This is a genomic window from Oleiagrimonas sp. C23AA (assembly GCF_011759385.1).
Taxonomy (GTDB): domain Bacteria; phylum Pseudomonadota; class Gammaproteobacteria; order Xanthomonadales; family Rhodanobacteraceae; genus Oleiagrimonas.
In genome coordinates this window covers 229,617-255,169 of record NZ_JAARLY010000003.1, presented here as the reverse complement: position 1 = coordinate 255,169, position 25,553 = coordinate 229,617, and the positions used below count along the sequence as shown (strand labels likewise).

26 protein-coding genes are annotated in these 25,553 nt (G+C 65.0%); 10 read left to right on the top strand and 16 right to left on the bottom strand.

Annotated features, from left to right (window positions below; genetic code table 11):
* Position 1: 1 nt before the first annotated feature.
* Together HBF24_RS06660 and HBF24_RS06655 are read right to left on the bottom strand one after the other, a co-directional pair.
* The gene (locus tag HBF24_RS06660; RefSeq protein WP_240922268.1) at positions 2-1,222 is read right to left on the bottom strand and encodes an MFS transporter; all 1,221 of its coding nucleotides are present in this window, start codon (positions 1,220-1,222) and stop codon (positions 2-4) included.
* A 126-nt stretch (positions 1,223-1,348) separates the two neighbouring features.
* Positions 1,349-1,894: an NUDIX hydrolase gene (locus HBF24_RS06655; protein WP_167170758.1), complete on the bottom strand. Its 546-nt coding sequence runs from the start codon at positions 1,892-1,894 to the stop codon at positions 1,349-1,351.
* 222 nt (positions 1,895-2,116) lie between these two features.
* Between HBF24_RS06655 and HBF24_RS06650 the strand changes: the two genes are divergently transcribed.
* Together HBF24_RS06650 and HBF24_RS06645 are read left to right on the top strand one after the other, a co-directional pair.
* The gene (locus tag HBF24_RS06650; protein WP_167170755.1) at positions 2,117-3,565 is read left to right on the top strand and encodes an amino acid permease; all 1,449 of its coding nucleotides are present in this window, start codon (positions 2,117-2,119) and stop codon (positions 3,563-3,565) included.
* A 91-nt stretch (positions 3,566-3,656) separates the two neighbouring features.
* Complete coding sequence (locus tag HBF24_RS06645; RefSeq protein WP_167171422.1) at positions 3,657-5,096, top strand: amino acid permease; 1,440 nt, start codon at positions 3,657-3,659, stop codon at positions 5,094-5,096.
* A 245-nt stretch (positions 5,097-5,341) separates the two neighbouring features.
* Here the strand turns inward: HBF24_RS06645 and HBF24_RS06640 are convergent, their stop codons facing one another.
* On the bottom strand, positions 5,342-5,677 hold the full coding sequence (locus HBF24_RS06640; RefSeq protein ID WP_167170753.1) for a high-potential iron-sulfur protein: 336 nt from the start codon (positions 5,675-5,677) through the stop codon (positions 5,342-5,344).
* Positions 5,678-5,869: 192 nt separating this feature from the next.
* Here HBF24_RS06640 and HBF24_RS06635 point away from each other — a divergent pair, with 192 nt between their 5' ends.
* The 4 genes from HBF24_RS06635 (at position 5,870) to HBF24_RS06620 (ending at position 8,722) form a co-directional block, all read left to right on the top strand.
* Positions 5,870-6,499, top strand: coding sequence for a methylthioribulose 1-phosphate dehydratase (locus HBF24_RS06635; protein WP_167170750.1), 630 nt, complete (start codon positions 5,870-5,872; stop codon positions 6,497-6,499).
* Positions 6,496-7,062, top strand: a complete 567-nt coding sequence (locus HBF24_RS06630) for an acireductone dioxygenase (RefSeq protein ID WP_167170747.1) — start codon at positions 6,496-6,498, stop codon at positions 7,060-7,062. The genes HBF24_RS06635 and HBF24_RS06630 overlap by 4 nt, the downstream gene beginning before the upstream one ends.
* Before the next feature lie 85 nt (positions 7,063-7,147).
* Positions 7,148-7,834 (top strand): acireductone synthase, encoded by a 687-nt coding sequence (mtnC, locus tag HBF24_RS06625; RefSeq protein WP_167170744.1) that lies wholly within the window; start codon positions 7,148-7,150, stop codon positions 7,832-7,834.
* A 282-nt stretch (positions 7,835-8,116) separates the two neighbouring features.
* Positions 8,117-8,722 (top strand): glutathione S-transferase N-terminal domain-containing protein, encoded by a 606-nt coding sequence (locus tag HBF24_RS06620; protein WP_167170741.1) that lies wholly within the window; start codon positions 8,117-8,119, stop codon positions 8,720-8,722.
* Between the two features lie 69 nt (positions 8,723-8,791).
* On the opposite strand, the gene HBF24_RS06615 is transcribed toward HBF24_RS06620, so the two are convergent.
* Positions 8,792-9,364: an outer membrane beta-barrel protein gene (locus HBF24_RS06615; RefSeq protein WP_167170738.1), complete on the bottom strand. Its 573-nt coding sequence runs from the start codon at positions 9,362-9,364 to the stop codon at positions 8,792-8,794.
* Positions 9,365-9,541: 177 nt separating this feature from the next.
* Between HBF24_RS06615 and gntA the strand changes: the two genes are divergently transcribed.
* Genes gntA through HBF24_RS06600 form a run of 3 tightly spaced genes read left to right on the top strand, consistent with a single transcriptional unit; the run spans position 9,542 to position 11,898 of the window.
* Positions 9,542-10,225 (top strand): guanitoxin biosynthesis heme-dependent pre-guanitoxin N-hydroxylase GntA, encoded by a 684-nt coding sequence (gene gntA, locus HBF24_RS06610; protein ID WP_240922305.1) that lies wholly within the window; start codon positions 9,542-9,544, stop codon positions 10,223-10,225.
* A complete protein-coding gene (locus tag HBF24_RS06605; RefSeq protein WP_206064221.1) occupies positions 10,212-10,805 on the top strand; it encodes an urea carboxylase-associated family protein in 594 nt (197 codons plus the stop codon). Before gntA ends, HBF24_RS06605 begins: the two co-directional genes overlap by 14 nt.
* Positions 10,798-11,898 (top strand): hypothetical protein, encoded by a 1,101-nt coding sequence (locus tag HBF24_RS06600; protein ID WP_167170733.1) that lies wholly within the window; start codon positions 10,798-10,800, stop codon positions 11,896-11,898. Before HBF24_RS06605 ends, HBF24_RS06600 begins: the two co-directional genes overlap by 8 nt.
* Here the strand turns inward: HBF24_RS06600 and HBF24_RS06595 are convergent.
* Positions 11,878-12,807, bottom strand: coding sequence for a lysylphosphatidylglycerol synthase domain-containing protein (locus tag HBF24_RS06595; RefSeq protein ID WP_167170730.1), 930 nt, complete (start codon positions 12,805-12,807; stop codon positions 11,878-11,880). The genes HBF24_RS06600 and HBF24_RS06595 overlap by 21 nt on opposite strands.
* Before the next feature lie 182 nt (positions 12,808-12,989).
* On the opposite strand from HBF24_RS06595, the gene HBF24_RS06590 reads away from it, so the two are divergent.
* Positions 12,990-13,394 carry a DUF202 domain-containing protein gene (locus tag HBF24_RS06590; RefSeq protein WP_167170728.1) on the top strand — a complete coding sequence of 135 codons (405 nt, stop codon included), beginning with the start codon at positions 12,990-12,992 and terminating at the stop codon, positions 13,392-13,394.
* An 8-nt stretch (positions 13,395-13,402) separates the two neighbouring features.
* Here the strand turns inward: HBF24_RS06590 and hisIE are convergent, their stop codons facing one another.
* The 11 genes from hisIE to hisS all read right to left on the bottom strand — a co-directional run bounded on the left by hisIE (position 13,403) and on the right by hisS (position 25,497).
* Complete coding sequence (hisIE, locus tag HBF24_RS06585) at positions 13,403-14,023, bottom strand: bifunctional phosphoribosyl-AMP cyclohydrolase/phosphoribosyl-ATP diphosphatase HisIE (protein ID WP_167170725.1); 621 nt, start codon at positions 14,021-14,023, stop codon at positions 13,403-13,405.
* Positions 14,020-14,817: an imidazole glycerol phosphate synthase subunit HisF gene (hisF, locus tag HBF24_RS06580; RefSeq protein WP_167170723.1), complete on the bottom strand. Its 798-nt coding sequence runs from the start codon at positions 14,815-14,817 to the stop codon at positions 14,020-14,022. The genes hisIE and hisF overlap by 4 nt, the downstream gene beginning before the upstream one ends.
* Positions 14,811-15,545: a 1-(5-phosphoribosyl)-5-[(5-phosphoribosylamino)methylideneamino]imidazole-4-carboxamide isomerase gene (gene hisA, locus HBF24_RS06575; protein ID WP_167170720.1), complete on the bottom strand. Its 735-nt coding sequence runs from the start codon at positions 15,543-15,545 to the stop codon at positions 14,811-14,813. The genes hisF and hisA overlap by 7 nt, the downstream gene beginning before the upstream one ends.
* An 18-nt stretch (positions 15,546-15,563) precedes the next feature.
* Positions 15,564-16,169, bottom strand: coding sequence for an imidazole glycerol phosphate synthase subunit HisH (hisH, locus tag HBF24_RS06570; RefSeq protein ID WP_167170717.1), 606 nt, complete (start codon positions 16,167-16,169; stop codon positions 15,564-15,566).
* Positions 16,169-17,233 (bottom strand): bifunctional histidinol-phosphatase/imidazoleglycerol-phosphate dehydratase HisB, encoded by a 1,065-nt coding sequence (gene hisB / locus HBF24_RS06565; RefSeq protein WP_167170714.1) that lies wholly within the window; start codon positions 17,231-17,233, stop codon positions 16,169-16,171. Before hisB ends, hisH begins: the two co-directional genes overlap by 1 nt.
* Positions 17,230-18,312, bottom strand: a complete 1,083-nt coding sequence (hisC, locus tag HBF24_RS06560) for a histidinol-phosphate transaminase (RefSeq protein WP_167170711.1) — start codon at positions 18,310-18,312, stop codon at positions 17,230-17,232. The genes hisB and hisC overlap by 4 nt, the downstream gene beginning before the upstream one ends.
* Positions 18,309-19,613: a histidinol dehydrogenase gene (hisD, locus tag HBF24_RS06555; protein ID WP_167170708.1), complete on the bottom strand. Its 1,305-nt coding sequence runs from the start codon at positions 19,611-19,613 to the stop codon at positions 18,309-18,311. Before hisD ends, hisC begins: the two co-directional genes overlap by 4 nt.
* Entirely contained in the window at positions 19,610-20,500 is an 891-nt protein-coding gene (gene hisG, locus HBF24_RS06550; RefSeq protein WP_167170706.1) for an ATP phosphoribosyltransferase, read from the bottom strand. Before hisG ends, hisD begins: the two co-directional genes overlap by 4 nt.
* On the bottom strand, positions 20,497-20,829 hold the full coding sequence (locus tag HBF24_RS06545; RefSeq protein ID WP_167170703.1) for a YerC/YecD family TrpR-related protein: 333 nt from the start codon (positions 20,827-20,829) through the stop codon (positions 20,497-20,499). Before HBF24_RS06545 ends, hisG begins: the two co-directional genes overlap by 4 nt.
* Positions 20,830-22,077: 1,248 nt before the next feature.
* On the bottom strand, positions 22,078-23,973 hold the full coding sequence (locus HBF24_RS06535) for an aromatic amino acid ammonia-lyase (protein WP_167170700.1): 1,896 nt from the start codon (positions 23,971-23,973) through the stop codon (positions 22,078-22,080).
* A gap of 132 nt (positions 23,974-24,105) precedes the next feature.
* On the bottom strand, positions 24,106-25,497 hold the full coding sequence (gene hisS, locus HBF24_RS06530) for a histidine--tRNA ligase (protein ID WP_167170697.1): 1,392 nt from the start codon (positions 25,495-25,497) through the stop codon (positions 24,106-24,108).
* Positions 25,498-25,553: the final 56 nt, after the last annotated feature.

The window sequence follows — 25,553 nt, the reverse complement described above, 5'->3', positions numbered from 1 at the left end:
ATCAGGCGTAGACGGGATCGGCCCCGTGCCGGCTGCGCCGACGCAGCCACAGCGTCAGCACCACGGCGGCCAACGCGATCACGCCGGAGGCCGCATAGACCGGCGCGAAGCCGCGTCCATCCGAGGCCAGCCAGCCACCCAGCGGTCCGGTCAGTGCCAGCGCCACATCCATGAATACCGAATACACACCCAGCGCCGAGCCCCGACTGTGCGCTGGCACCTGGCTCACCGCCTCCACGCCCAGGGCGGGAAATACCAGCGAAAAGCCGAATCCGGCCAATCCAACGCCGACCAGGGTCGCCGCCGGGCTGGCGGCGTGCCACACCAGTGCCAGACCCACCGCTTCCAGCACCAAGGACACCGCCGCCACGCGATACCCGCCGGCGCGCGGAATGGTCCAGCCGAAAACGAAACGGGTACCGACAAACACCACGCCGAACACGGTCAGGCTGAGCGCGGCCCCGGCCCAGCCATGGGCGCCGTAGAACAGGGTGATGAACGTGGCGATGCAGCCAAATCCGATTGAGCCCATCGCCAGACCGGCGCCGTAAGGCACCACGCGCCGCGCCACTGTCATGAACGGATAGCGCTCGCCGTGGGTGACCGGCGATGCGGCCTTGAACCAGGCCAACGGCAGTGCAATCAACATCAGTGCCAGCGACACCAGGCCCACGCTCAGCAGATGGCCGTGCGCGGCCAGCGCCACACCCAGCGGCGCGCCCGCGGCCAGTGCGCCATAGGTGGCCACGCCATTCCAGGAAATCACCCGCGCGGTGTGCTCGTGGCCGACCTGGGCCATGCCCCAGGCGATGGCGCCGGTACCCACGCAACTTTCGGCGCATCCCAGCGCCAGTCGTGCCAGCAAGATCACGCCCAGACTCAAACCCGGCGCCGAGGCCAGCCAGGCGCCAGCGCTCAGCAGCAGCGCTGAAATCGCGCCCATGCCCAGACCGATAAGCACGGTGCGTTTGGGCCCCAGGTTGTCGGTCATCCGCCCAACGTGCGGACGACTGAGCAAGGTGGCCAGGTATTGCGTGCTGATCGCCAGACCGGCCAGCACGGTGCCAAAGCCCAGCCCGTGATGGACGAAACCGGGCAGCACCGACAACGAGAAGCCGATGGTCAGATACGCGGCAAAGGTGAAAAACACCGTGGAAACAATGCGCCACAGGCGCGCGCGCGCGGTCAGCGGCGCGCGCATCGGGGCGGAGGCATCAGCCATGAACTGCAAGCCTTTCGAATGCGGGTGGGGACGGCCGCGGCGCCAGGCAGGCACCGCAACGGGAGGCCATGCATTCTAGCGCGCCATGCTGCGTCGCAGCATGCCACCTTTGTCGAAAGCTGCCGGTCAGGTGCGCTGCAACCAGCGCTGCGCCATACGCCTGAGCGACGGGTCGATTGCCGGATCGGCCGCGACCTCGGCAATCTCGCGCCAGGCCAGCGCGTGCGACTCCTCGCTGACCACGAAACGCTCGTCGGTACCGGCGCGCACCACGTAACGCACATCGTAGTGCCAGTGGGCCGGCTCCTTGCCCCGGGCGGGAATCTGGTGGCGATCCAGGTCGAAAATGCCGCCCTCCACGGCAAGTTCGCCCACACCGGTTTCCTCCTCGGCCTCGCGCAGCGCCACACGCGCCAGGTCGGCATCGCCATCGGCGTGGCCACCCGGCTGCAGCCAGCGATCGAGCTTGCGGTGATGGGTCAGCAGTGTGCGCTCGCCGTCGGCGCTGACCAGCCAGGCGGACGCCGTGAAATGCCCGTCCAGGCGCTGGCGGGTAAGGGCGTGGGAACCCTCCTCGGCCAGCTCCAGAAAAGCCGTCGCCCCGGCTGGATTGGCGCAGGTTCTGGCGTATTGGCGCAGCGACGCGCAAAGCGCGGATAGATCGGTGGTCATGGCCAAGCTGTCGTGCTCGTCGGGGCGGCCAAGCCTGCACGCCATTAGCACGTGCGGCAAGCCCTTGAGAGCATGACTTTTGTCCTTGTACGGGGGTCGGGACTTTGGCATGGTACATCGACTATGCCCCGCCATGGCGGGCTTCCAGCACAACAAGAAATCAAGCCGGCGCCGGCCTTCTCGCATGCGCCAGCGTGCTCATTTTCGGGGGACACCACATTCATGAGTAACCTGTTCATCACCAAGCCGGTGCATGCCGAACCGCACGTGGTTGCCGGAGAAGAGGTGGAGCTGGCGCGCAGCCTCGACTGGCGACACCTGATCATGCTCGGCATCGGTGCCGTGATTGGCGCAGGTATATTCGTGATCACCGGCACGGCGGCGGCCGAGCATGCCGGCCCGGCGATCATCCTGAGCTTCGTCTTCGCCGGTCTGGCCTGCGCCTTCGCCGCGCTGTCCTATGCCGAACTGTCGGCGATGATTCCGGTTTCCGGCAGCGCCTACAGCTACACCTATTCCACGCTGGGCGAATCGGCCGCCTGGTTCGTCGGCTGGAGCCTGGTGCTGGAATACCTGTTCGCCGCCTCCACCGTGGCGGTGGGCTGGGCCGGCTATACGCTGAGCTTCCTGGACCAGTTCGGCATGCACCTGCCCAGCGTGCTGCGCGAGGCGCCGTTCACCTTCAAGCATGATGCCCTGGTCGTGACCGGCGCCTGGTTCAACCTGCCCGCGGTGCTGATCATCGGCGCCATCGCCATGCTGTGCTATCGCGGCATCAAGGAATCGGCCACCGTGAACGCGGTGATCGTGGCGATGAAGGTGCTGGTGGTGCTGGCCGTGGTGATCTTTGGCGCGCACTACGTGACGCCGGCCAACTGGCATCCGTTCATCCCGGCCAACGAAGGCCCCGGCATCTACGGCTGGTCGGGCGTGTTCCGTGGCGCCTCCATCGTGTTCTTCGCCTACATCGGCTTCGACGCGGTCTCGACCGCCGCGCAGGAAGTGAAGAACCCGCAGCGCGACATGCCGATCGGCATCCTGGGCTCGCTGTTCATCTGCACCCTGCTGTACATCCTGATGGCCGCGGTGCTGACCGGCATGCTGCCGTACAAGCTGCTGGATACCGCCGAACCGGTGGCCACGGCGCTGGCGGCGCATCCCTCGCTCAACTGGCTGAAGACGCTGGCCGAGCTGGCCGCGATCGCCGGCCTGAGCACGGTGATCCTGGTGATGATGATGGGCCAGCCGCGCATCTTCTTCGCCATGGCCCACGACGGCCTGATGCCGAAGGTGCTGGGCAAGGTGCATCCGAAGTACAAGACCCCGCACCGCGCCACCATCATCGTGGCCATCATCGCCGCCGTCATGGCCGCGCTGCTGCCGATCAGCCTGCTGGGCGATGTGGTCTCGATGGGCACACTGGTGGCCTTCGCCACGGTTTCAGCTGGCGTGCTGATCCTGCGCTACACGCAGCCGGAGCTGAAGCGCTCGTTCCGCGTGCCGCTGGCGCACGTGATCTGCCCGCTGGGCGTGCTGTGCTGCCTGGGCCTGATCTACATCATGCCGGTGCGCAACTGGTTGCTGCTGCTGGGCTGGACGGTAATCGGCTTCATCGTCTACTTCAGCTACGGCTACAAGCACAGCAAACTGCGCAAGGCGCTGAAGTCGTAAAAAGCCCAAGGCGACGCCGGCTCCGATGCCGGCGTCGCCTTCTTGGCCCTGTCCATCCGAGCCCAACCTCCGGTTACCGATACCCATGTCCATGCTGCACCAGCTTTTTGCCCGCAAGACCTCGTTCGACAATGACGATCACGCGCAAGGCCCCGCCCTGCGCCGCACGCTGGGTCCGTGGGGCATCACCGCGCTGGGCATCGGCTCGGTCATCGGTACCGGCATCTTCGTGGTCACCGGCACGGCAGCGGCCGAGTATGCCGGCCCGGCGGTGCTGATTTCGTTCATCCTGGCGGCGATCTGTTCGGGTTTCTCGGCGCTGTGCTACGCCGAGTTCGCCACGCTGATCCCCATTTCCGGCAGCTCCTATTCCTACGCCTACGCCACGCTGGGCGAAGTGGTGGCCTGGTTCATCGGCTGGAACATGGTGCTGGAATACGGCATTTCGGCTTCGGCCGTAGCCACCAGCTGGACCGGCTATTTCACCAGCCTGCTCGATACCCTGGGCATGCATTTGCCCAAGGCGCTGACCATGGCGCCACTGGCCTTCACCGACGGCCATCTGGTGGGCACCGGCGCGCTACTCAATCTGCCGGCTGTGGCCATCGTCGCCGCGCTCACCTGGCTGTGCTACGTCGGCATCCGTGAATCATCGGGCCTCAACGCGCTGATGGTGGTGCTGAAAGTGGGCCTGATCGTGGTCATCATCATCGCCGGCGCGCGCTATGTGAACGTAGACAACTGGCACCCGTTCATCCCGGCCCACCAGGGCAACGACAAATACGGCTGGTCGGGCATTTTCCGCGCCGCGGCCATGGTCTTCTTCGCCTATATCGGCTTCGAGGCCACCTCGACCGCGGCGCAGGAATGCAAGAATCCGCAGCGTGATCTGCCCTTCGGCATCCTGGTCTCGCTGATTCTTTGCACGTTGCTGTACCTGGGCATGGCGGCGGTGATGACCGGCCTGGTGCCCTATTCGATGCTGGATGTGGCCGACCCGGTGGTCGCCGCGCTGCGCGGCCATCCGGAACTGACCTGGCTGCGTCCGCTGGTGGAAGTGGGCGCGCTGATTGGCCTTTCCTCGGTGATTCTGGTGATGATCATCGCGCAGCCGCGCATCTTCATGATCATGGCGCGCGACGGCATGCTGCCCAAGGTATTCGCCAAGGTGCATCCGCGCCACCGCACACCGCATATCAACACCCTGATCACCGGTTTCGGCATCGCCGTGCTGGCGGCCGTCTTCCCGCTGGACCTGCTGGCCGACTTGACCTCGATGGGCACGCTGATCGCCTTCACCGCCGTGTGTGCCGGCGTGCTGGTGCTTCGTTATACCCAGCCCGACCTCAAGCGCACCTTCCGGGTGCCGTGGGCCCCGGTGATCTGCGTGGCCGGCGTGCTCAGCTGCGCCTTCCTGTTGTCGCAGATGAACTGGTTCAACTGGATGCTGATGCTGGTCTGGACGGTACTGGGCCTGGCCATCTACTTCGGCTTTGGCTACCGCCACAGCCGGCTTCGCAGCAATCAGTGAGACGCACGCGACCGGGGCCACTGGCCCTGATCGCGACAGCGGCGTACCATGTGCGCCCCGGTGGAAACTTGGCAGTGGCCACCGGCTCGCTGCCCGGGCGTTCCAGGCGGGTCAGCTCCTCAGCCTGGCGCCTCCGGGTGGCACATTGCGTCACTGGTACGTGCAATACGCAAGAAAAAAGGCCGGCTTGATGCCGGCCTTTTTGCGTTCACGATGCCAGCCAAAAGCTGGCCGCATGCCGCGCGCTATTTCTTTGGCTGATGGGAAATGCACCAGCCCTTGGCATTGACCGCCTTGCCCGGGAACAGCTGGCACGGTCCGTAAGCCTGACCGGCCTTGCCCTGATAGAACATGCAGTTGGCGCAGTCGTCCCCAGCCTTGTGCTTGGGGCTGTCGGACTTGCTGGCATCTTCCACATAATGCAGGGCCTTGGCCGTGGCGTCAGACGGGCTGACATGCGGCAGATCCCTGGCCCGCGCCAGACCCGGCATCACGCCGGCGGCGGCGGCCACCGCCGCCGAGCCGGCCGCCAGCTTCAGGAAGCGGCGCCGCGAGGCAATATTTTCATCGTGTTGCGTCATGAATCGACCTCCGTCGTTACGGGCGACATCGAAAGCCCTGGCCGACGCCCCATGGCGCCGCAGCCGCCTTGCATCGTACACCCGAACCGCGGCCGGACAAGGGCGCTGCGCCCAGATGCCGCATGACACCCCTTGCGCACTGCTACAATGGCGCGCATATAGACGTCCGAACGCGACCACGGAAACCCGAGCATGGCCTATACCCCGACCCAGCTGAGCGCCCGCGCCGACGCCATTGCCGAAGCGGCGGCCGCCCTGGCCCAGGCAGGCTGGACACCGGCCACCAGCAGCAACTTCTCCATGCGTCTGGATGATGCCCACGCGGCCATCACCGTGTCTGGCCGCGATAAGAGCCGCCTCGGGCGCGATGACATCATGGTGGTCGATTTTGACGGCCAGCCGGTCGACTCCGATCTTCGCCCCTCGGCCGAAACCGGCCTGCATACGCAGATCTATCGGCGCATGCCCGAGATGCAGGTGGTGCTGCACACGCACTCGCGCAACCAGAGCGTGGCCTCGCGGCTGTTCGCCCGTGACGGCGCCATCCACCTGGAAGGCTGGGAGCTGCAGAAAGCCATTACCGGCTACACCTCGCACGAAAGCGTGCTCGAGGTGCCGGTGTTTCCCAACACCCAGCACATGCCGGAACTGGAAGCGCGCATCGATGCCTGGCTGGATGACGGCAAGCCGCTGCACGCCTATCTGATCAACGGCCACGGCATCTATACCTGGGGCCGCAGCATGGCCGAGGCGCGCCGCCACCTGGAGGCGCTGGAATTTCTGATCGCCTGCGAACTGGATTTGAAGAGGTTGTCCGCATGAGCCGTCTGCGTATTTACACCGAAGCCAACACCCAGGCCCCGCTGTTGAGCAGCAGCGAACCTGAGGCCATCGCCCGCGAACTGGGCAAGGTCGGCGTGCGTTTCGAACAATGGCAAGCCAACCAGCCGATCGCGCCCGGGGCCAGTCAGGACGAGGTGATCGCCGCCTACCAGAGCGATATCGATCGCTTGATGCGCGAAGAAGGCTATCAGTCGGTGGACGTGATCAGCCTGAAGCCCGATCACCCCGAGCGCGCCAACTTGCGCCAGAAGTTCCTCAGCGAGCACACCCACTCCGAGGACGAGGTGCGTTTTTTCGTCGCCGGATCGGGCCAGTTCACGCTGCACATCGGCGAACGCGTCTACGACGTGCTGTGTGAGGCTGGCGACCTGATCGGCGTGCCCGATGGCACCCGGCACTGGTTCGACATGAGCGAGGCGCCCTATTTCGTCGCCATTCGCCTGTTCACCAACAAGGACGGCTGGGTCGCCAACTTCACCGGCGATGCCATTGCCGAGCGCTTCCCGCGCATGCAACCGCACGCCAGCGCAGCCCAGGCCTGATCCACTAACGCCTCGCTCACCCGGCATCGACGCACGGCCCGTATGCTGTGCGTCCCGCTGATTTTCGCTTACCGCAAGGGCCGCCATGACCGACATCCGCGCCATCGTCACCGACATCGAAGGCACCACCAGCGCCATTTCCTTCGTCAAGGATGTGCTGTTCCCCTACGCTCGCGAGCGCCTGCCCGCCTTTGTCGAAACCCACGCCGACGATGCCGATGTACAGCACTGGTTGCACGAAGCGGCCAAGGAAGCGGGCTTCATCGAGGCCAGCCGCACCGAAGTGATCGACCGGCTGATTGCCTGGATCGATGCCGACCGCAAGTCCACGGCGCTGAAGGCGCTGCAGGGCATGATCTGGAAGGAAGGTTACGAAAGCGGCGCCTACACCTCGCACGTATATCCAGAGGTGCCCGCGCGGCTGGCCGAGTGGAAAGCCGCGGGTATCGCGCTGTACGTGTACTCGTCAGGCTCGGTGCCGGCGCAGAAGCTCCTGTTCGGCTACAGCGAGGCCGGCGACCTGACGCCACTGTTTTCCGGCTATTTCGATACGCAGACCGGACCCAAGCGCGAAACGGCCTCCTACCAGGCCATCGCCGAGTCGATCGGCCTGCCAGCCGCGCAGATCCTGTTCCTGTCCGACATCACCGAAGAACTGGACGCGGCGGCGGCGGCCGGCATGCGCACCACCTGGCTGTGCCGCGAACCGATGGTGTGCCCCACCGACGCGCGCCATACGTGCGTAAGCGATTTCAACGCCATCACGCTGTAAATCAGACGCGCACCGGTACGCCGCCGCGACCGCTCCGCGCCGCCCGCTGGCGGTGACGGTCGGCGTGGATGGCGGCCGTGAGATATCCGTGCATTGACGCCGGCCGCGAACACCATGCGACGCTGCCGCCGGGCTGGCAAGGCAGTTCTCCTGGCAGGCGCAGGCCCCGCGTGCGCCTTGTCACTGAGCGTGGCCTTCAAGTCCGATCATCGGCGGCGCTGACATCCATCGTCACAGCGCTACCATGAGTGAAGCCCACACTCGATGTCGAGGAATCACGCCATGCAGCTGTATGTCAGCCCCACCTCGCCTTTCGCACGCAAGGTACGCGTCGCCCTGATCGAAAAAGGCCTGCTCGATCAGGTCGAACTGGTTCCAGTCGACCCGTGGGCCAGCCCCGACGCGCTACTGGCGGTCAACCCGCTGTCGCAGGTGCCCACGCTGGTCACCGACAATGGTCTGGCCGTGGCCAATGCCGACACCATCATCGACTACCTGGAGCGCCACCATCCGCAGCCGCGGCTGGTGCCGGCCGACCACGCGCAGCGCGACGCCGTGCTGGCCGGCGCGGCGCAAGCGCAGGGCGCCATCGAGTTCACCGTGGATATCGTCATCGAGCGGCGCAAGGACGAAGCCCAGCGCGGCCACGCCATGATCGAGCGCCGCCTGATCACGCTGAACCGTCTGCTGGCGCACTGGGAGCGCCACTTCCACCGCGATATCAAGCATTTCATGCTCGACAGCATCGGTGTGGCCTGCGCGCTGGGCTATCTGGATCTTCGCCTGCCCGAATTGGAGTGGCGCTCGCAAGCACCGGCATTGGCCGACTGGCAGGGCTGGGCCGAGGCACGCGCTTCGATGCACGAAACCACGCCGCCGGTGACCTGAGCGCAGCGTATCGACGGCTAACGCCATCGCGTCGTGGTTCCAGCGCCATGCGTGATGGCGTACGGTGACTCAGAAGCGGTATTCGGCATTGACTCCGTAAACACCCACGGTGGCCTGCCGCGAACCAGCACCGGAATGTCCATTGCAGTACAGGTCGTAACGGAGCCCCAGGCTAAAGTCATGGTAGAGGTCGTAATCGGCCCCCACGCCGACGTAGTATCCATCGTCGGAAGTTCCACCATGCACAGCCTGACCGCTTCGGCTGGAGGTTTCGGTAGTACGCGCACGGAAGACACCGGCGCGCGCAGCCAATGACCATGGACCAGCCACCACGAAGCGGCCGTTCAAGCCCAGCGTCCAGCCCTTCAGTTGCAGGCTTCGCACGCCGTGGGCAGCATGCCCTTCGCCGGTTCCCAGGTCGGTGTAACCGGACTCGATACCAAATACGTGATTCCAACGGTAACCAAAGCCGATGATGGCGGCAGTATCGTGCGGATGGTCGAAGCCACCCACGTGGTACTGAGACTGCCCCAGGCCACCGTTGACGAAAAAGGTGCCCGGATAATCAACGCCATCAGCCATGGCGGACAGGGGAAGCGTAACCGCGGCCATTACAGCCAGGGTCGCCAAGCACTTGCGCATCGTGCATGCCTTTAGGTGGGGTCGCGGCATTCTACGCCCTTGCGTCAGTGCTGACAGCGCCTCTGCGTGAAACACTGCATGAGCGGGACTTGAACAATGGTCGCATGTGTTCAAGTTGAGTCCATGCCGGGGAACGTAGCGTCGGACCATTGACACACGAGGACGACGCAAGTGTCCATGGACCCCGCCGCCGCCCTGGATCGCCTGATCGGCACCGACACCTTTCCCTGCGTAGGCGCCAAGTCGGCGCGCTCGCGCCATGCCGTGCACCACGTGCTGGCACGCTCGATGCGCAGCGCCGAGGATGATGCCGATATCACCCGGTCACTGCAGCAGTTTGCCGCCACGCATGGCGATGACATGTTCGTCAGCATGGCGGTGATATTCGAGCAGGACGACCTCACCGACGAGACCGAGTTCGAGCAAACGCTGTGGGCGCGGCTGCAGGGCATCCACGACATCGATACGCGCCAGCACGACTGGGATGCGCGCGTCAGCCGCGATCCTGCCTCACCCGATTTCAGCATGAGTGTGGGCGGCCACGCCTTCTATGTGGTCGGCCTGCACCCGGCCGCCAGCCGTCCGGCACGGCGCTTTGCTCACCCAACGCTGATCTTCAACCTGCATCAGCAGTTCGAGAAGCTCCGTGCCGACGGCCGCTACCAGAAAATGCGTCACGCCATCCAGGCGCGTGATCTGGTTTATTCCGGCTCCACCAACCCCATGCTGAGCGACCACGGCACGCGTTCGGAGGCTGCGCAGTACAGCGGCAGGCGTGTCGAGGCGAGCTGGCCATGTCCCTTCCATGCGCATGCACCGGCATGCGCCGATCCGCAAGGACCGCCCGATGATGATTCATGAGATTGCACCGCGCAGTGGCGTGGCCTTCGAGCTGCGCCAGGGTCAATGTCTGAAAGTGATTGATCCGCAAGGCGAGCAGGTCGCCGATCTGCTCGCCTTCGCGCACGAGGACACGGACGAGTGGCTCTCCTCCGGGCGCACCATCGATTATGCCAGCCGTATTTATCTGAGCACGGGTGACCCGCTGTACTCCAACCGCAGCCAGGTGATGCTGCGCATTGTCGAGGATACCGTCGGACGCCACGATTTCCTGCTGACACCCTGCTCGGCAGAGATGTTTCGCATCATCTATGGCGACAAGCAGCCGCACCGGGGTTGCTTCGGCAACCTGGCCCAAGCGCTGGCGCCGTATGGTATCTCGCCCGACCGCATTCCCAATGCCTTCAACGTGTTCATGAACGTGCCGGTGAATGGCGAGACCGGGGAAATCCGGGTGGAGCCGCCGCTCAGCAAACCGGGCGACTACACGGTCTTCGAAGCACAAATGGACCTGGTGATCGGGCTGACCGCGTGTTCGGCCGGGCAGTCGAACAACTTCGCCTACAAACCGATTCACTACCAGATTCTCGACCATGGCTGAGCGCGCTGCGCGGCTGGCGCTCGACGTGCCGCAAGTTTCGGCGCTCGGGCGCTTTGAACAGCTGCCCAAATGGCTCAACCTGATACCCACCGTCATACACTGGCTGGCGCTGGGTGTGCGCTACCGAAGCTTCAGCCTGCCCTCGGCGCTCAATGGTGCGATCACCAGCGGCGGCATGGTCGGTGACGGCAAACTGGAATATTTCGCCGCCATGGGGCCCTCGGCGCGGGCGGTCACTGCCAAGTATGTCGGCATTCCGGTGCGCCGCGACACCAGCGTGCAGGAGATGCTGGCCGCCATGCAGCGCCAGGCGCTGGCGTTCCCGATCATCGCCAAGCCCGACCTTGGCTGGTGTGGCCTCGGTGTGCGCCGCGTCGGCAACGCCGAGGAGCTTGCCGCCTATCTGGCCGCATTCCCGGCGGGTAGTTCGCTGGTGCTGCAGGAGTACATCGACCAGCCCGGCGAGGCGGGGCTTTTCTACATGCGCGAGCCCGGTCAGACGCGTGGCAAACTGACCGCCCTGCTGCTGCGGCACGTGCCGGCCGTCACCGGTGATGGCCGGTCATCACTGGGCGAACTGGTGGCGCGGGACCGGCGCCTGCGACGCACCGTGAACCAGCGCCACCACGAGTGCCGCTTCGATCCAAGCCATGTGCCGGCGCAGGGAGAACGTGTGGTGCTGTCGACCGTGGCTTCCACGCGCGTTGGCGGCCGCTACGAGGATGGCAGCGAGCTGATCACGCCGGTCCTGGCGGAACACGTCGACCGCATTGCCCGCGACATGTGCATGACCGACGCCGATGGCTTCTGCTTTGGCCGCTTCGATGTGCGCTTCACTCACATGGAAGCACTGCGCCAGGGCCAGTTCACCATCATAGAAGTCAACGGCACCGGCGCCGACGTGGTGCATGCCTGGGACCCACGCTATAGCCTGACCGAGGCTTACCGCATGCTGTTCGACAAGCAGCGTGAGCTGTTCCGTCTGGCCGACATCGCGCGCCAACGCGGGCGCCAGCCGATGGGCATCTTCAGGCTAGGCTGGCTGTACCGTCAGCAGCTGAAGCTGATGGCGCTATACCCGCCGTCCAACTGAGGTCTCCTGCGCGTGGCTCAGACCACGTCGCAGTGCCACCGCCAGCATCGAAAGCGTGAATGGCAGCAGGTTGTAGACCAGCCGGTACAACAACGCGGCGGCCAGCACCTGCGCCTTGTCGGCCGAGGGCAAGGCGGTCAGCAAGGTGGCCTCGAACACGCCGACGCCACCGGGCGAATGCGACACCACGCCCAGTAACGTGGCCATGATGAACACCGGAATGAAGCCGATGAAATCGGGCACCACATCCGCTGGCAGCAACACATAGAAGGCAAAGATCGCCCCGCTCATCTCTACCAGCCCGAACAGCATCTGCAGCGCAAGGCCAGGACGTGTAATCGCCGGCAGCTGCAGGCGTGCCAGCCACCGGCTCTGCATCAGCTTGGGCAGCGCCAGATCGATGCCTACCAGGCCCACGGCCATGGCCACGCCGATCCAGCGGCGCCAGCCTCCGCCTTGCGGGTCAATCAGCAGCGCGGCGGCTACGATCACCACCGAGCCCAGGCCCACGCACAAACCCACCAGACTGATGATGCGTGCAATGTCGCCCACGCCCACACCTGCCTTGCGATAGGCCCGATAGCGAAGTGCACTACCCGTCAGCCAGTGAAAGCCCAAGGTGTTGGAAAAGGCATTGCCGACCATGCCAATGAACATGGCCGTGGAAAATCGCACCTTGCCTGGAACCGCCATGCGCGTGGCGTAGCGCTCGTATAGACCAAGCACGGCAAAGCTCACCGCCGTGCCCAACGCGGCCAGCGCGATGTGGCTCCAATGAGTGGCGGCGAAGGCGCTCTCGAGGTCTTCGAGGCGCATGGTGGACAGGATGCGTTTGAGGGCAACGGTCGCGGCCACCAGAACGGCCAGCGCCACCACCCATCCGAGCATCTTCTTGAACTGGATCTGCATGGGTGGCGGCCATCATACGTGGCCGTCGCCGGGTTTGACTATCGCCGAAGATGACAGTGGTGGCTAAACAGGCCCAGCCATGCAAGCGGGACCGGCGCCCATCGTCAACGTCGCGCGTTCCGGCGCCCGTTCCGCACGGGGCTATGATGTGCATTATCTTTCCCGCCTCGCCAAGGTGCCCCATGCCCCATGAGGACGAACAATCGCCGCTGGAGCTTTCGCGCAAGCTCGTGTTCCTGGCTGCCGAGCGTACCCTCTCGGCGTGGATTCGCACGGCGCTGTCGCTAATGGCGCTGGGTTTTGTGATCGACCGCTTCGGCCTGATTTTGCATCGGCTGCCCAGCAACGCCTCGCACATGCCGCTGTATCCGCGCATGCTCTCGACCTGGGGCGGCGCCCTGCTGGTGGGCATGGACGTGCTGATGGCGCTGGCCGCCGGCGTGCGCTATCTGCATTTCGCGCGTGGCTATCAGCGCAACCGCAGCACCGTGCTCGGCCCCAGCCTGCATGTGGGCGCCCTGTTCGCGCTATTACTGGCCGTGTTCGGCGGCGTGCTGCTGGTATTGCTGGTAGCCGTGTTGCATTGACCGGTGGATCAGCCGCCGTGGCGCTGCTTCAGGCAGCGGCTGATATCGGCCAAACCCAGCCCCCGCGCGCGCATCAGTACCAGCAGGTGATAGACCAGATCCGAGGCCTCGCCGATCAGCGCCTGGTCGTCCTGCGCCACGCCTGCCAGGGCTGATTCCACGCCCTCTTCGCCCACCTTCTGCGCAATGCGACGCACGCCGCCTTCGAACAGGCGTGTGGTGTAGCTGCCCTCCGGGCGTTCGGACTCGCGCTGCTCAATCAGCGCATCGAGCTGGCCAATGAAGGCGGTATCGGCGGCAATGTCATCGCCAAAGCAGCTGTCGCTGCCGGTGTGGCAGGTGGGCCCAACGGGATCGGCCAGCACCAACAAGGTATCGGCATCGCAATCGCCACGCACGGCCTTGAGCTTGAGCACATTGCCGGAGGTTTCGCCCTTGGTCCAAAGGCGTCCCTTGCTGCGGCTGAAGAAGGTAACCTGACCCTTTTCCAACGTGGTTTGCAGCGCCAGCTCATTCATATAGCCAAGCATCAGCACGCGGCCATCGCGCCAGTGCTGCACGATGACCGGCAGCAGGCCTTCGCCCTTGGCCCAGTCCAGTGATGCAGGGTCGATATCAATAAGGCTCATGCGGATACTACCTTGGTGGCGGCTGCCGGGCGCACGGCCACGTTCTGTGCAGCCAACCAGGCTTTCAATTCAGGGATGGGGATGGCACCGGAATGGAACACGCTGGCGGCCAGCGCGGCATCCACATCGGCTTCTACAAAAGCATCGCGGAAGTGCTCAGGCGCGCCGGCGCCACCGGAAGCCACCAGCGGCACCTGACAACGCGCACGCACCGCGCCGAGCTGCTCCAGATCGTAGCCGCCGCGCACGCCGTCGGTACCCATACAGTTGAGCACAATCTCGCCCGCACCCAGCTGCTGCACCTGGTCCACCCAATCCAGGGTGCGCCGACGCAGCGCACGCGTCTTGGACGGATCACCCGTGTACTGGCGCACACGCCATTGCCCATCCTCATCGCGCAGGCTGTCGATGCCCACCACCACGCACTGCACGCCAAAGGCATCGGCCAGCTCGCGCACCAGCTCGGGACGCTCCAGCGCCGGTGAATTGACCGAGACCTTGTCGGCACCGGCGTAAAGCACCTCGCGCGCGTCGGCCTCGCTGCGAATGCCACCGGCCACGCAGAACGGAATGTCGATCACCCGCGCCACGCGCTCGACCCACTCGCGGTCGACGCGGCGCCCTTCCGGGCTGGCGGTAATGTCGTAGAACACCAGTTCGTCGGCGCCCTCGTCGCGGTAGCGCAGCGCCAGGTCGACAATTTCGCCCATCACCACGTGATCGCGAAAACGCACGCCCTTGACGACCTTACCGTCACGCACGTCCAGGCAGGGGATGATGCGGCGGGTCAGCATGCCAGCGCCTCGGCCAGGGTGAAGCGCCCTTCCAGCAAGGCGCGCCCCAGCACGATGCCCGAGGCACCGGCCTCACGCGCGGTGCGAATGTCGTCCAGCTCACGCACGCCGCCGGAGGCCTGCAAGGCCAGTTTGGGCACACGCTGGCTAAGGTGACGGTAAAGACTCAGGTTGGGGCCTGAAAGTGTGCCGTCGCGATCAATGTCCGTGCTCAGCACATGTTTGGCGCCGGCATCGGCGTAGAACGGCGCCAGCTCATCCAACGTGGCCTTCTCCGCTTCCAGCCAGCCGGCACTGGGCAAGCGCCAGGCGCCATCGCGAAAATGCGTATCCAGCGCGATGGTCAGACGTTCGGGGCCAAAGGTGGCCAGCCACTCGCACACCGTGTTCGGCTCACGCACCGAGAGCGAGCCCAGCACCACGCGCTGCACTCCGGCCTCGAACAGGCGCTCGACATCGGCGCGGCTGCGCACGCCACCACCGGCCTGCACCTTCATGCCGGCGGCCACCAGTTCGCGCAGGGTCTTGAGGTTGGCCAGGTTGCCCTCGCGCGCGCCATCCAGATCGACCACATGCAGCCACTCGGCGCCGGTGTCGGCGTAGCTGGCGGCCAGTGCGGCGGGCGCCACCTCGTAATCAGTCTGGCGCTCGTAATCGCCCTTGAAAAGGCGAACCACCTTGCCTTGGCGAAGATCAATGGCGGGGATGACGGTAAAGCTAGAAGCCATGCGAAAACTCTCTTGTACTCAGGCCGCAGCCGGCAAATCCAGGAACCGGCGCAGCAGCTCGGCGCCCAGTGCGGCCGAGCGCTCGGGATGAAACTGCATGCCGCAAAAATTGCGATGGCGCACCATGGCACTGATCGGCACGCCGTAATCGGCCGCAAGCAACGTCGCCTCGCCTTGCGGCACGTAATAGCTGTGTACGAAGTAGGCGTAGGGCTCATCAGGCAGCGCCTGGCTCAAGTCGTCCTCGCGCACCGTCTTAAGGCGATTCCAGCCCATGTGCGGCACGCGGCGCTCGCCATCGTCGGCAAAACGGCGTACTTGGCCCGGGATCAGCCCCAGGCAGTCGACCTCACCTTCCTCGGAATGCTCGAACAACAACTGCATGCCAAGACATACGCCGAGCACCGGCTGATCCAATCCACGAATCACCGCATCCAGCCCGCTGGCGCGAAGCCGCGCCATGCCCGGCCCGGCCGCACCGACGCCCGGAAGAATCACATGAGTGGCGGCGCGGATGCGCGCGGGATCATCACTCATCTGCGCATCCACGCCCAGGCGCGACAACGCGTAGCGCACCGACCCGATATTGGTGCCGCCGGCATCGATCAGGACCACCTCGGCCATTACAAAGCTCCCTTGGTCGAGGGCAAGGCGTCACCGTGCTTGCGCACCGCCTGCCCCAGCGCGCGTGCCACTGCCTTGAAGCAGCCTTCGACCATGTGGTGCGCGTTCTCGCCGCGCACCGACAAGTGCAGGTTGGCGCCCAGCGTCTCGCACAGCGAGCGGAAAAAGTGCGGCACCATTTCCGTCGAGAGCTCGCCCACCTGGGTGCGCGGGAACTCGCCCTCGAACACGAAATACGGCCGACCGGAAAGATCCAGCGTGGCACTGGCCTGCGACTCGTCCATCGGCAATGTAAAGCCGTAGCGGCCAATGCCGCGCTTGTCGCCCAGTGCCTGGCGCAAGGCCTGGCCCAGCGCCAGCGCACAGTCTTCCACCGTGTGGTGCTCATCCACATGCAGGTCGCCATCACAGCGCAGCGTCATGGCGATGCCGCCATGCTTGCCGATCTGTTCGAGCATGTGATCGAAATAGCCGATACCGGTGTGCGCCTGTGGGTCGGCCGTGGCATCCAGGTCCACCTCGACGGCGATGCGGGTTTCGCGTGTGTTGCGCTCGACACGGGCGCGGCGCGGTGCGTCGCACAAGCTGTGTGCAATCGCCATCCAGGCCTCGCCCTGCGGGCCGACCCGAAAACCGCGCACTCCCATGTTGGCGGCAAACAGCATGTCCGAGTCGCGGTCGCCGACCATCGCCGAAGCTGCACGGCTCCAGCTGTCATCGGCCAGATAATGACGCATCATGCCCGTGCCCGGCTTGCGCGTGTCGCGCCCTTCTTCGGGCAGCGTCGGGTCGATCAGCACCTCGCGAAAAGTGATGCCCTGCGAGCCAAGGATCTGCATCAGAAGCTGATGCGGTCCATCGAAATCGGCCTGCGGAAAGCGCTCGGTGCCCAGACCATCCTGATTGCTCACCATCACCAGCTCGTAGCCGGAAGCGATGCATTTGCGCAGTGCGGGAATCACATCCGGCAGCAACGCCAGCTTCTCGAAACGGTCGATTTGCTCGTCGGCCGGCTCCTCGATGATGCAGCCGTCGCGATCGACAAACAGTAGCTTGCGGCTCATGCCGTACGCTCCTCAAGACCGGTTGCAGCCTCGGCCAGAATGGCCAGCAGGCGATTGTTTTCCTGCGGCGTGCCGATGCTGAAACGAAGGCAGCCGGCCAGCAACGGATAACGTCCCACATCGCGCACCACCACGCCTTGCGCAGCCAGCTGCTGATAGCTGGCCTTGGCGTCTGCCAGGCGCACGGTGAGAAAATTGGCATCGGACGGATAGACGTCCAGCACCTGTGGCAGCTGGCGCAAGGCGTCCGCCAGACGGCGGCGCTCGGCGCGCACGGTGGCGATGCGCTCGCGCGTCAAGGCCTCGCCATCAGCATCCGTGGCCACCAGCGCTGCCTCCACGCACGGCGTCGGCAGCGGATACGGAGCCATGATCTTGCGCAGCAAGGCGATCACCGGCGCGTCGGCAAGCAACACGCCCACGCGCGCGCCAGCCAAGGCCCAGGCTTTGGACAGCGTGCGCAGCACACCCAGGTTCGGATAGCGCGCGATCAACGTGGCGGCGCTCTCGGCCTCGGCAAACTCGATGTAGGCCTCGTCCACGATCACCATCGCGCGCTCGGACAACGCGCCGGCGATGCGCTCGATATCGGCACGCGGCATGCAACCGCCGGTGGGATTGTTCGGCGAACACAGAAACACCAGTTTGGTCGTTTCCGGCAAGGTGGACAGAAGCGCCTCGACATCCACCGAAAAATCGTCGCGCAGCGGCACCTGGGTAATGGCCGCGTCCTGCGTGGCCGCGCAGACCGCGTACATGCCAAAGGTTGGCGGACAGATCGCGATGCCATCCACGCCCGGCGTGCAGAATGCACGCACCAGCAAATCGATGGCCTCGTCGCTGCCGCGGCCGATCAAAAGCTCGGTGGGTTCCACGCCGTAAAGCATGGCCAGACGCTCGCGCAATACCTGCGGTTGCGGCTGCGGGTAACGATTGAGCTGGCGGCCGGCATCACCCGGCGGCGCCCACGGCGATTCGTTGGCGTTGAGCATGATGGCGGCATCGCCGGCCTCCATGCGCGCCGAGGAATACGGCGTCAGCGCACGCACTTGCGGGCGCGCACGATCGATGATGCTCATGCCCCCTCCAGCGCGGCCAGGCGCACCCGTACCGCCTGCGCGTGTGCATCCAGGCCTTCGGCGGTGGCCAGCGTCACGGCGCACGGCCCTACCGCCTTCAAGCCTTCGCCGGTCAGCGACTGCACCGTGATCTGCTTGACGAAACTGGCTACCGAGACGCCGCTCCAGGCCCGCGCATGGCCATAGGTCGGCAGCACATGGTTGGTACCACTGCAGTAATCACCCACCGATTCGGGCGAGTATGCGCCAAGGAACACCGAGCCGGCGCTGTCGATCTGTGCCAGCAACTGGCGCGGTTCGGCGACGTTGAGAATCAGGTGTTCGGGCGCGTAGGCATTGCTGAGGGCCGCGGCCTGATCCAGGTTTTCCACCACGATCAGGCGGCTTTGCGAAATAGCCTCGGCGGCAATCTCGCGACGCGAGAGCTGCGCCATCTGTGTGTTGACCTGCGCCGCCACGGCCTCGGCCAGCGCCGCGTTGTCGGTAACCAACAGCGCCTGCGAGTCCGGACCATGTTCGGCCTGCGACAGCAGGTCGGCGGCGACAAAACGCGCATCGGCGTTGGCGTCGGCAATCACCAATACCTCGGAAGGTCCGGCCGGCATGTCGATGGCGGCGCCACCGGGTTCGGCCGAGACCTGCAACTTGGCCTCGGTCACCCACGCGTTGCCCGGCCCAAACAGCTTGTCGCACGCCGGCACGCTGTCGGTGCCGTAGGCCATGGCGGCAATCGCCTGCGCGCCGCCCAGCTTGAACACCGTATCGATACCGCAAAGACGCGCCGCATAGAGCACCGCCGCATCCACGCTGCCGTCGCGACGCGGCGGCGTGCACAGCACCACTTCGCGGCAACCGGCCAGCTGCGCCGGCACGCCCAGCATCAGCGCGGTCGAAGGCAGCGGCGCACTGCCGGCCGGCACATAAAGGCCGACCCGAGTGATGGCACGCAGCACACGTTCACAGGTAACGCCGGCATCGGTCTGGACACTCACCGGTGTCGGTGCACCCGCGCGATGGAAGGTTTCGATGCGCTCGCGAGCCTCGGCAATGGCCTGCTTCAGTGCGTCATCCAGCGAGGCCTCGGCGGCGGCGAACTCGGCTTCCGAAACGCGCAGAGATCCCAGCGCACACCCATCGAACTGCGCGGTCAAGTCCAGCAAGGTGGTATCGCCGCCACGGCGCACACGCGCCATGATTTCGGCCACCGCACGACGTCGCTCCTCGCTGCGTGCCTGCGCGGGACGGGCCAGGGCCTGCTGGCACGCATCGGCGTTCAGCGTGTTCCACTCGATCACGTTCATGCCAGCATCTTCTCCACCGGCAGCACCAGCATGGAACGCGCGCCGGCGCGCTTCATCTGCTCAAGGTCCTGCCAGCTGACGCTGCCGTTGCACACCGCTTGCAGGGAAATATCGTCCGGGCTGCCTTCGATGGAGGTCACCGTGGGCTGCGGCTTGCCGGGCAGCAAATCGACGATGATGTCCAGCGCACTGCGCGGCGCCTGCAGCATCACCAGGCGCGATTCGCGCACATTGACCACGCTGTCCAGGCGCCGCAGCAGCAGCTCGATCAGGTCGCCGCGCTCATCACTGGGCAGCTCGGCCGAGGACGCCAGGACGGCCTCGCTACGTTGCAGGATCACCGCCTCTTTCAGCTGGTTGGCAGCCAGCGTGGCACCGCTGGAAACCAGATCACAAATCAGGTCTGCGGTGCCCAGGCGCGGCGCAATTTCCACCGAGCCGGACAGGGTCACAATGCTGGCGTTCACGCTGTTGGTGCGCAGCCAGTCGCCTAGAAGGTGCGGATACGTGGTGGCAATGCGCATGCCCGCCAGCTGCTGCGGACCGCTCCACTCGGTCTCCTGCGGAAGCGCGATGGAGAGGCGGCAACCACCAAATCCGAGCGGGCGCAGCTCCTGGAACGGCGACTCGCCCTCGCGGCCCAGCGCATCTTCGGTCAGCACGTTGCGGCCGACAAACCCCAAGTCGCACACGCCGTCGGCAATCAGGCCGGGAATGTCGTCGTCGCGCACCAGCAAGAGATCAATCGGCATGCTCTCGCCGAAGCAGAACAGCTTGTCCCGACTCTGGCGGAATTTAAGCCCGCAACGGGTCAGAAGATCGAGCGAAGGCTCGGCCAGGCGGCCGTTCTTCTGGACGGCGATGCGCAGGCGGTCGCGCGTAGTCATGCGTTTGCTCCGTTACGGACCGAGGCCTCGCGCGTGGCGCGTGCTGCGGCCAGGTAGCCACCGTTGCCCTGGGTGATGAAGCGGGCAACGCGGCCAATGGTGGTGATGCTGACGCCGGTGCGATCGTGGATTTCCCGATACGGCACCTCGTCCAGCAGGAGGGGCACCACGCGCCAACGATCGGTGAGAGCCTCCAGCTCGGCCGGCGTGCATAGGTCGCGCAGGAAAGCCTGTACCTGGTCGGCGTCCTTCAAGGCACTAAGGGCGGTAGCCAGTTGGCGCTCGGCCTGATCATTGGCTTGGTCGATGTCGATGCTGCGGCGCTTCATAATGTATTAACGCGTTAGTACATTGATGCGCATCATACGAGTGTCGTCGAGGGCTCGCAACCCCGCCCTGGGAAGACACCGCAAGGGTTTTCCACATTGCCTGTGGATAAGGCTTTGACAAGCCTGTGTGAAAACTTAAAAAGTGATTCCCACACAACCACTTGTGACAAACTGATTAAATAATAACCAGCGCCATGACCCAGGCAGTAAGCGCCGAAAGTCAAGCTATTCGATGTTTGCATGACCTTCATGCCAGACTGCAACACCAAGCGATAAGTTTATCCACACAAGCTGTGGATAGTTCACTGGATAACGTTGTGAGCAGCAGGTTAAAGGGTCGCTTTCACAAGCACTTGGCACGCACTGGCTACGTTTTAACCACACACCAACCTTGACACCGCGTGCGCTTTTGGCAGGTTGGCGCAAAGCGCCTTGTCGGCGGCCTGAACGGGAAAAGTCAAGGTTTTGGACAGCGTTTTCGCCTCATCATTGCCGCCGCGTGAGACTGACAAAATCCACGCAGCGATGACCGGCCACGGCAGTACCTAAGTACCATGGGTTTATCGGCGCGCTGAAAAGTCGAAGGGCGGATCTAGGGCGTCGTCGGAAAATGCGGGAGTGCATCGTCCAGACACGTCCACGCCTGTGCGCTAGCGGTCCAGATATCCAGCGCCGGCTTGAAGGACGCCGTGTCGTCCAGCGTCGGAAAGCGTACCGACATCCATTGCGGCTGCGCCTGGCTGGTGGTGAACAGCGGCGAGCCGCAGTTGCCACAGAAACTGCGTGTCGCCGTGCCGCCGCGCTGGCACGCACGGTGTAGCTGGAGGGCGCGCCGGTGACATGCATGTCCGCCACGGCAACAATCACACCCGAGGCAAACGGTGCCCCACTCGAACGCTGACAGTCGCTGCAATGGCAGTTGAGCATGGCCACGGGCGCGCTGGCACACTGGTAACGGATGGCGCCACAGGCACATCCACCGGAGAACGCAGCCGTCATATCAAGGCATCCTCTAGCATATGAAGTTAAGCGGAGATGATCGCCGCACCATCAGCTCCAGCGCACGGCCCCATTGCAACACCCATGACATACTGCCGAATCACCACGGATCGTGTCGAACGCCGCGGTGATGGGCATTTTGCTGCTTGCCATATCGGCCATGCTGGTGATCGCCCAGGCACAGCGCCGATGACCTCGGCGAGCCTTGCCTGCCAGGCACCGACTTTCCGGGACAGTGCCGGTCCGGCGTCAGGCCTGGAAACGGCGCCGACGCACCAGCTCGCACACACGCGCCACATCGCCATCCATGGGCCGATCACGACGCATGAAGGCGATGTCCTGCCGCAGCCGTGCCAAGGCCTCGCGCACGGCGTGGCCGGCGTGGAACTCCTCGGTCGCGGCCAGTGCCTCGGTCAATGCACGCACTTCGGCTTCAAACTGCGCATGGTGCGGATGATCTTCGCGCGGCGCGCCGGCAACCTTTGCCGCCACCGCCTTCCAGTCGCCGCCACGGGCCAGCTCGCGGGCGGCATTCAACATGTCCTGGCGGTATTCCAGAGCCTGCGCTGCGGTGTACAGCTCCAGTGCCAGCACATGGCCCAGATCCTCGGTCATGTCCAGCACGTGACGCGCCTCGTTGGCGCCCATTGATACGTGGTCTTCGGCATTGGCCGAGGTTGGCACCGAATACACCGAGGCCGGATGCGCGCGGGAAGCCAGGTCGTTGACCAGCGCCGCGGCGGTGTACTGCACGATCATGAAGCCCGAATCGGTGGCGTCCTCGTTGCCGGTAAGAAACGCCGGCAGGCCATCGCTGTTGGCCGGATCGACCAGCTTGTTCAGGCGCCGCTCGGAGATCGAGGCCAGGGTCGGAATGGCCGCCTTCACGTAGCTCATGACCAGCGCCAGCGGCATGCCGTGGAAGTGACCGGCCGAGATCACCTGATCCTCGATGTAGCGCGGGTTCTCGGCATCGGGGAACACCAGCGGATTGTCGGTGACGGCATTGAGCTCGATGTCGATCACCCGACACGCCTGCGCCCAGGCATCGCGCACCGCACCGTGCACCTGCGGCATGCAACGCAGGCAGTAGGCATCCTGCGGCTGATGTTTCTTGCCACCCTTGAACGGCAGGAAGCGCGCATAGAACGCCTCGCGGCCGTGGCGCTGACTGGCCGGCACCCAGTCCCAGGCAATATCAAAGCGCTGCGCCTGCGCCTCGGGCGTCTGCCAGGCCTCGGCCGTCCAGGTCTTGAAGCGCGGCACCAGGTGGTAGGGAATATCCAGCAGCGTGGAGCCATCGAGCAACTGGCGCACGTGCGCCGCCGCATCGCGCTGCCCCGGGTGCGGACGCAACGCGTGCACTTGCTCACGCAGCGCGCCACTGCGACCGGCAAAGGCATCCAGGCTCATCGCTGCAGCCAGGTCAGCCAGATTCAGGAAGTACGCCAGTCGATCCAGCGCCAGCACCGAGGTCGCAAGCATCTGCGTGGTGCCGTTGTTGAGCGCCAGGCCTTCCTTGAAGGAAAGGCGGATCGGCGCAAGCCCAGCGCGCGTCAGCGCCTCACCGCCCGGCAGGCGCTCGCCCTCGTAGAAGGCCTCGCCGCCGCCCAGCAGCACGATGGCCAGATGCGACAGCGGCGCCAGATCGCCCGAGGCGCCCACCGAACCCTTTTGCGGAATCACCGGAATCACGCCGCGATTGAGCAGTTCGGCCAGCGCTTTCAAGGTCGAGACGCGAATGCCCGAATGCCCACGCATCAAGGTGTTGATGCGGATCACCAGCATGGCGCGCACCACCTCTTCGGCAAACGGCTCGCCCACGCACACGGCATGGGTAACGATCAGGTTGTGCTGCAATTCTTCCAGCAGATCGCCCTCGCCCGCCGCCTCATCGGTCGCCGCGCCTTGCAGATCCTGCCGCGCCCGGTGCGCACCCAACAGCTTGTCGGCGTTGGAACCAAAGCCGGTGGTGACGCCATAGATCGGCTCGCCGCAGTGCACCTTGTCGGCCAGGAAGGCGGCCGCCTTTTCCACGCGTGCCAGGCCGTGCTCGGCCAGCGACACGTCGGCGCCACGCGCCACCGCGGCCACTTGGTCGCGGGTCAGGCTGTCGCCATCCAGTTCGATGATTGCTTGGTTCATGCGGTTTCCTCCCGGTGAAGCCCGATACGCCGGTGTCTCCCGGCTGCGGGATCGATACAGCTTTGTAGATTGTGAAAGCGGCCGGTTTTCGCAAGAAAACCAGCCGCCTCGTATCAACGTTGGACGCGCGCCTCAGCCACGCCGTTCGGCCGCTTCCATGGCCGCGGCCTGCTCCAGTTCCACGCGCAGACTCTTGACCATCTCTTCGCGGCTGACCTCGAACTGGTCGTTGCGCAGCATGTCCTTGACGGTCACCGTGTGCTTGGCCATTTCATCCTCGCCCAGCACCAGCACGAAACGGATACCCGCGCGGTCGGCGTACTTGAACTGCTTGCCCAACTTGCCGCCATCCATCACCACCTCGGTGGCGATGCCGGCGTTGCGCAGCTCCGCGGCCAACGCCAGATAGGCCGGCATGTGCGCGGTATCCATCTGCGTGACCAGCGCCTGCACCGTGCTGCGCGCGGTGCCGATCAAACCGGCCTCGCGCAGCTGCCAGTAAAGCCGCGTCGCGCCGATGGAAATACCCACGCCCGGCAGGTGCGACTTGGTGTAGTGGCCGGCCAGGTTCTCGTAGCGACCACCCGAGCAAATCGAGCCGATCTGCGGATGTTCGTCCAGCGTGGTCTCGTAGACCATGCCGGTGTAGTAATCCAACCCGCGCGCGATGGAAAGATTCAGCGCAAAGCGCTCTTCGGGCACGCCCATGTCGCGCACCAGGCCCAGCACTTCCTTGAGCTCGGCGCGACCTTCCTCGAACGTGGCCGAGCCTTCGCCCAGCGCATCGAGCTTGGCAAAGGCATCGTCGACGCCTTCCGAACGCACCTGCACGAAGGCCAGGATCTTCTCGGCCACCTCAGCCGACAGGCCAAACGCCTCGCCGGTGAGCGTCTCGCGCACGTAATCGGCGCCGCGCTTGTCCAGCTTGTCCACTTCGCGCAGCACCAGCATCTGCTTTTCGCCGTCGGCCACGCCCAGATTTTCGAAGAACCCGCGCATCAGCTTGCGGTTGTTCATCTGGATGGTGAACGGACCGATCGCCAGCTCGCGGAACACGCTGTGGATCACCGCCGGAATCTCCGCGTCGTAACGCACCGACAGCGCATCCTTGCCGATCACGTCGATATCGCACTGATAGAACTCGCGGAAACGGCCGCGCTGGGCGCGCTCGCCACGGTACACGCGCTGCATCTGGTAGCGACGGAACGGAAACGACAGGTCGTGCTCGTGCTGGGCCACGTAGCGGGCCAGCGGCACGGTCAGGTCAAAACGCAACGCCAGCTCGGGCGCGGTGTCTTTCTCCAGTGCGCCGGTCGACTGCACGAAGTACACCTGGCGCTCGGTTTCACCGCCGGACTTGGTCAGCAGCACGTCGGTGAACTCCATCACCGGCGTTTCCACCGGCAGGAAGCCGAAACGCTCGTAATTGCGGCGGATGATGTCCAGCATGCGCTGGAAGGCGATCTGGTCGAGCGGCAGAAGCTCGAGCACACCGGGCATGGTGCGGGCCTGGGTCTGCGCCATGAAAAGCCTCGTTCGGATGCAGGAATGGTCGCGAAAAGCTAAGCCCCATAGAGTAG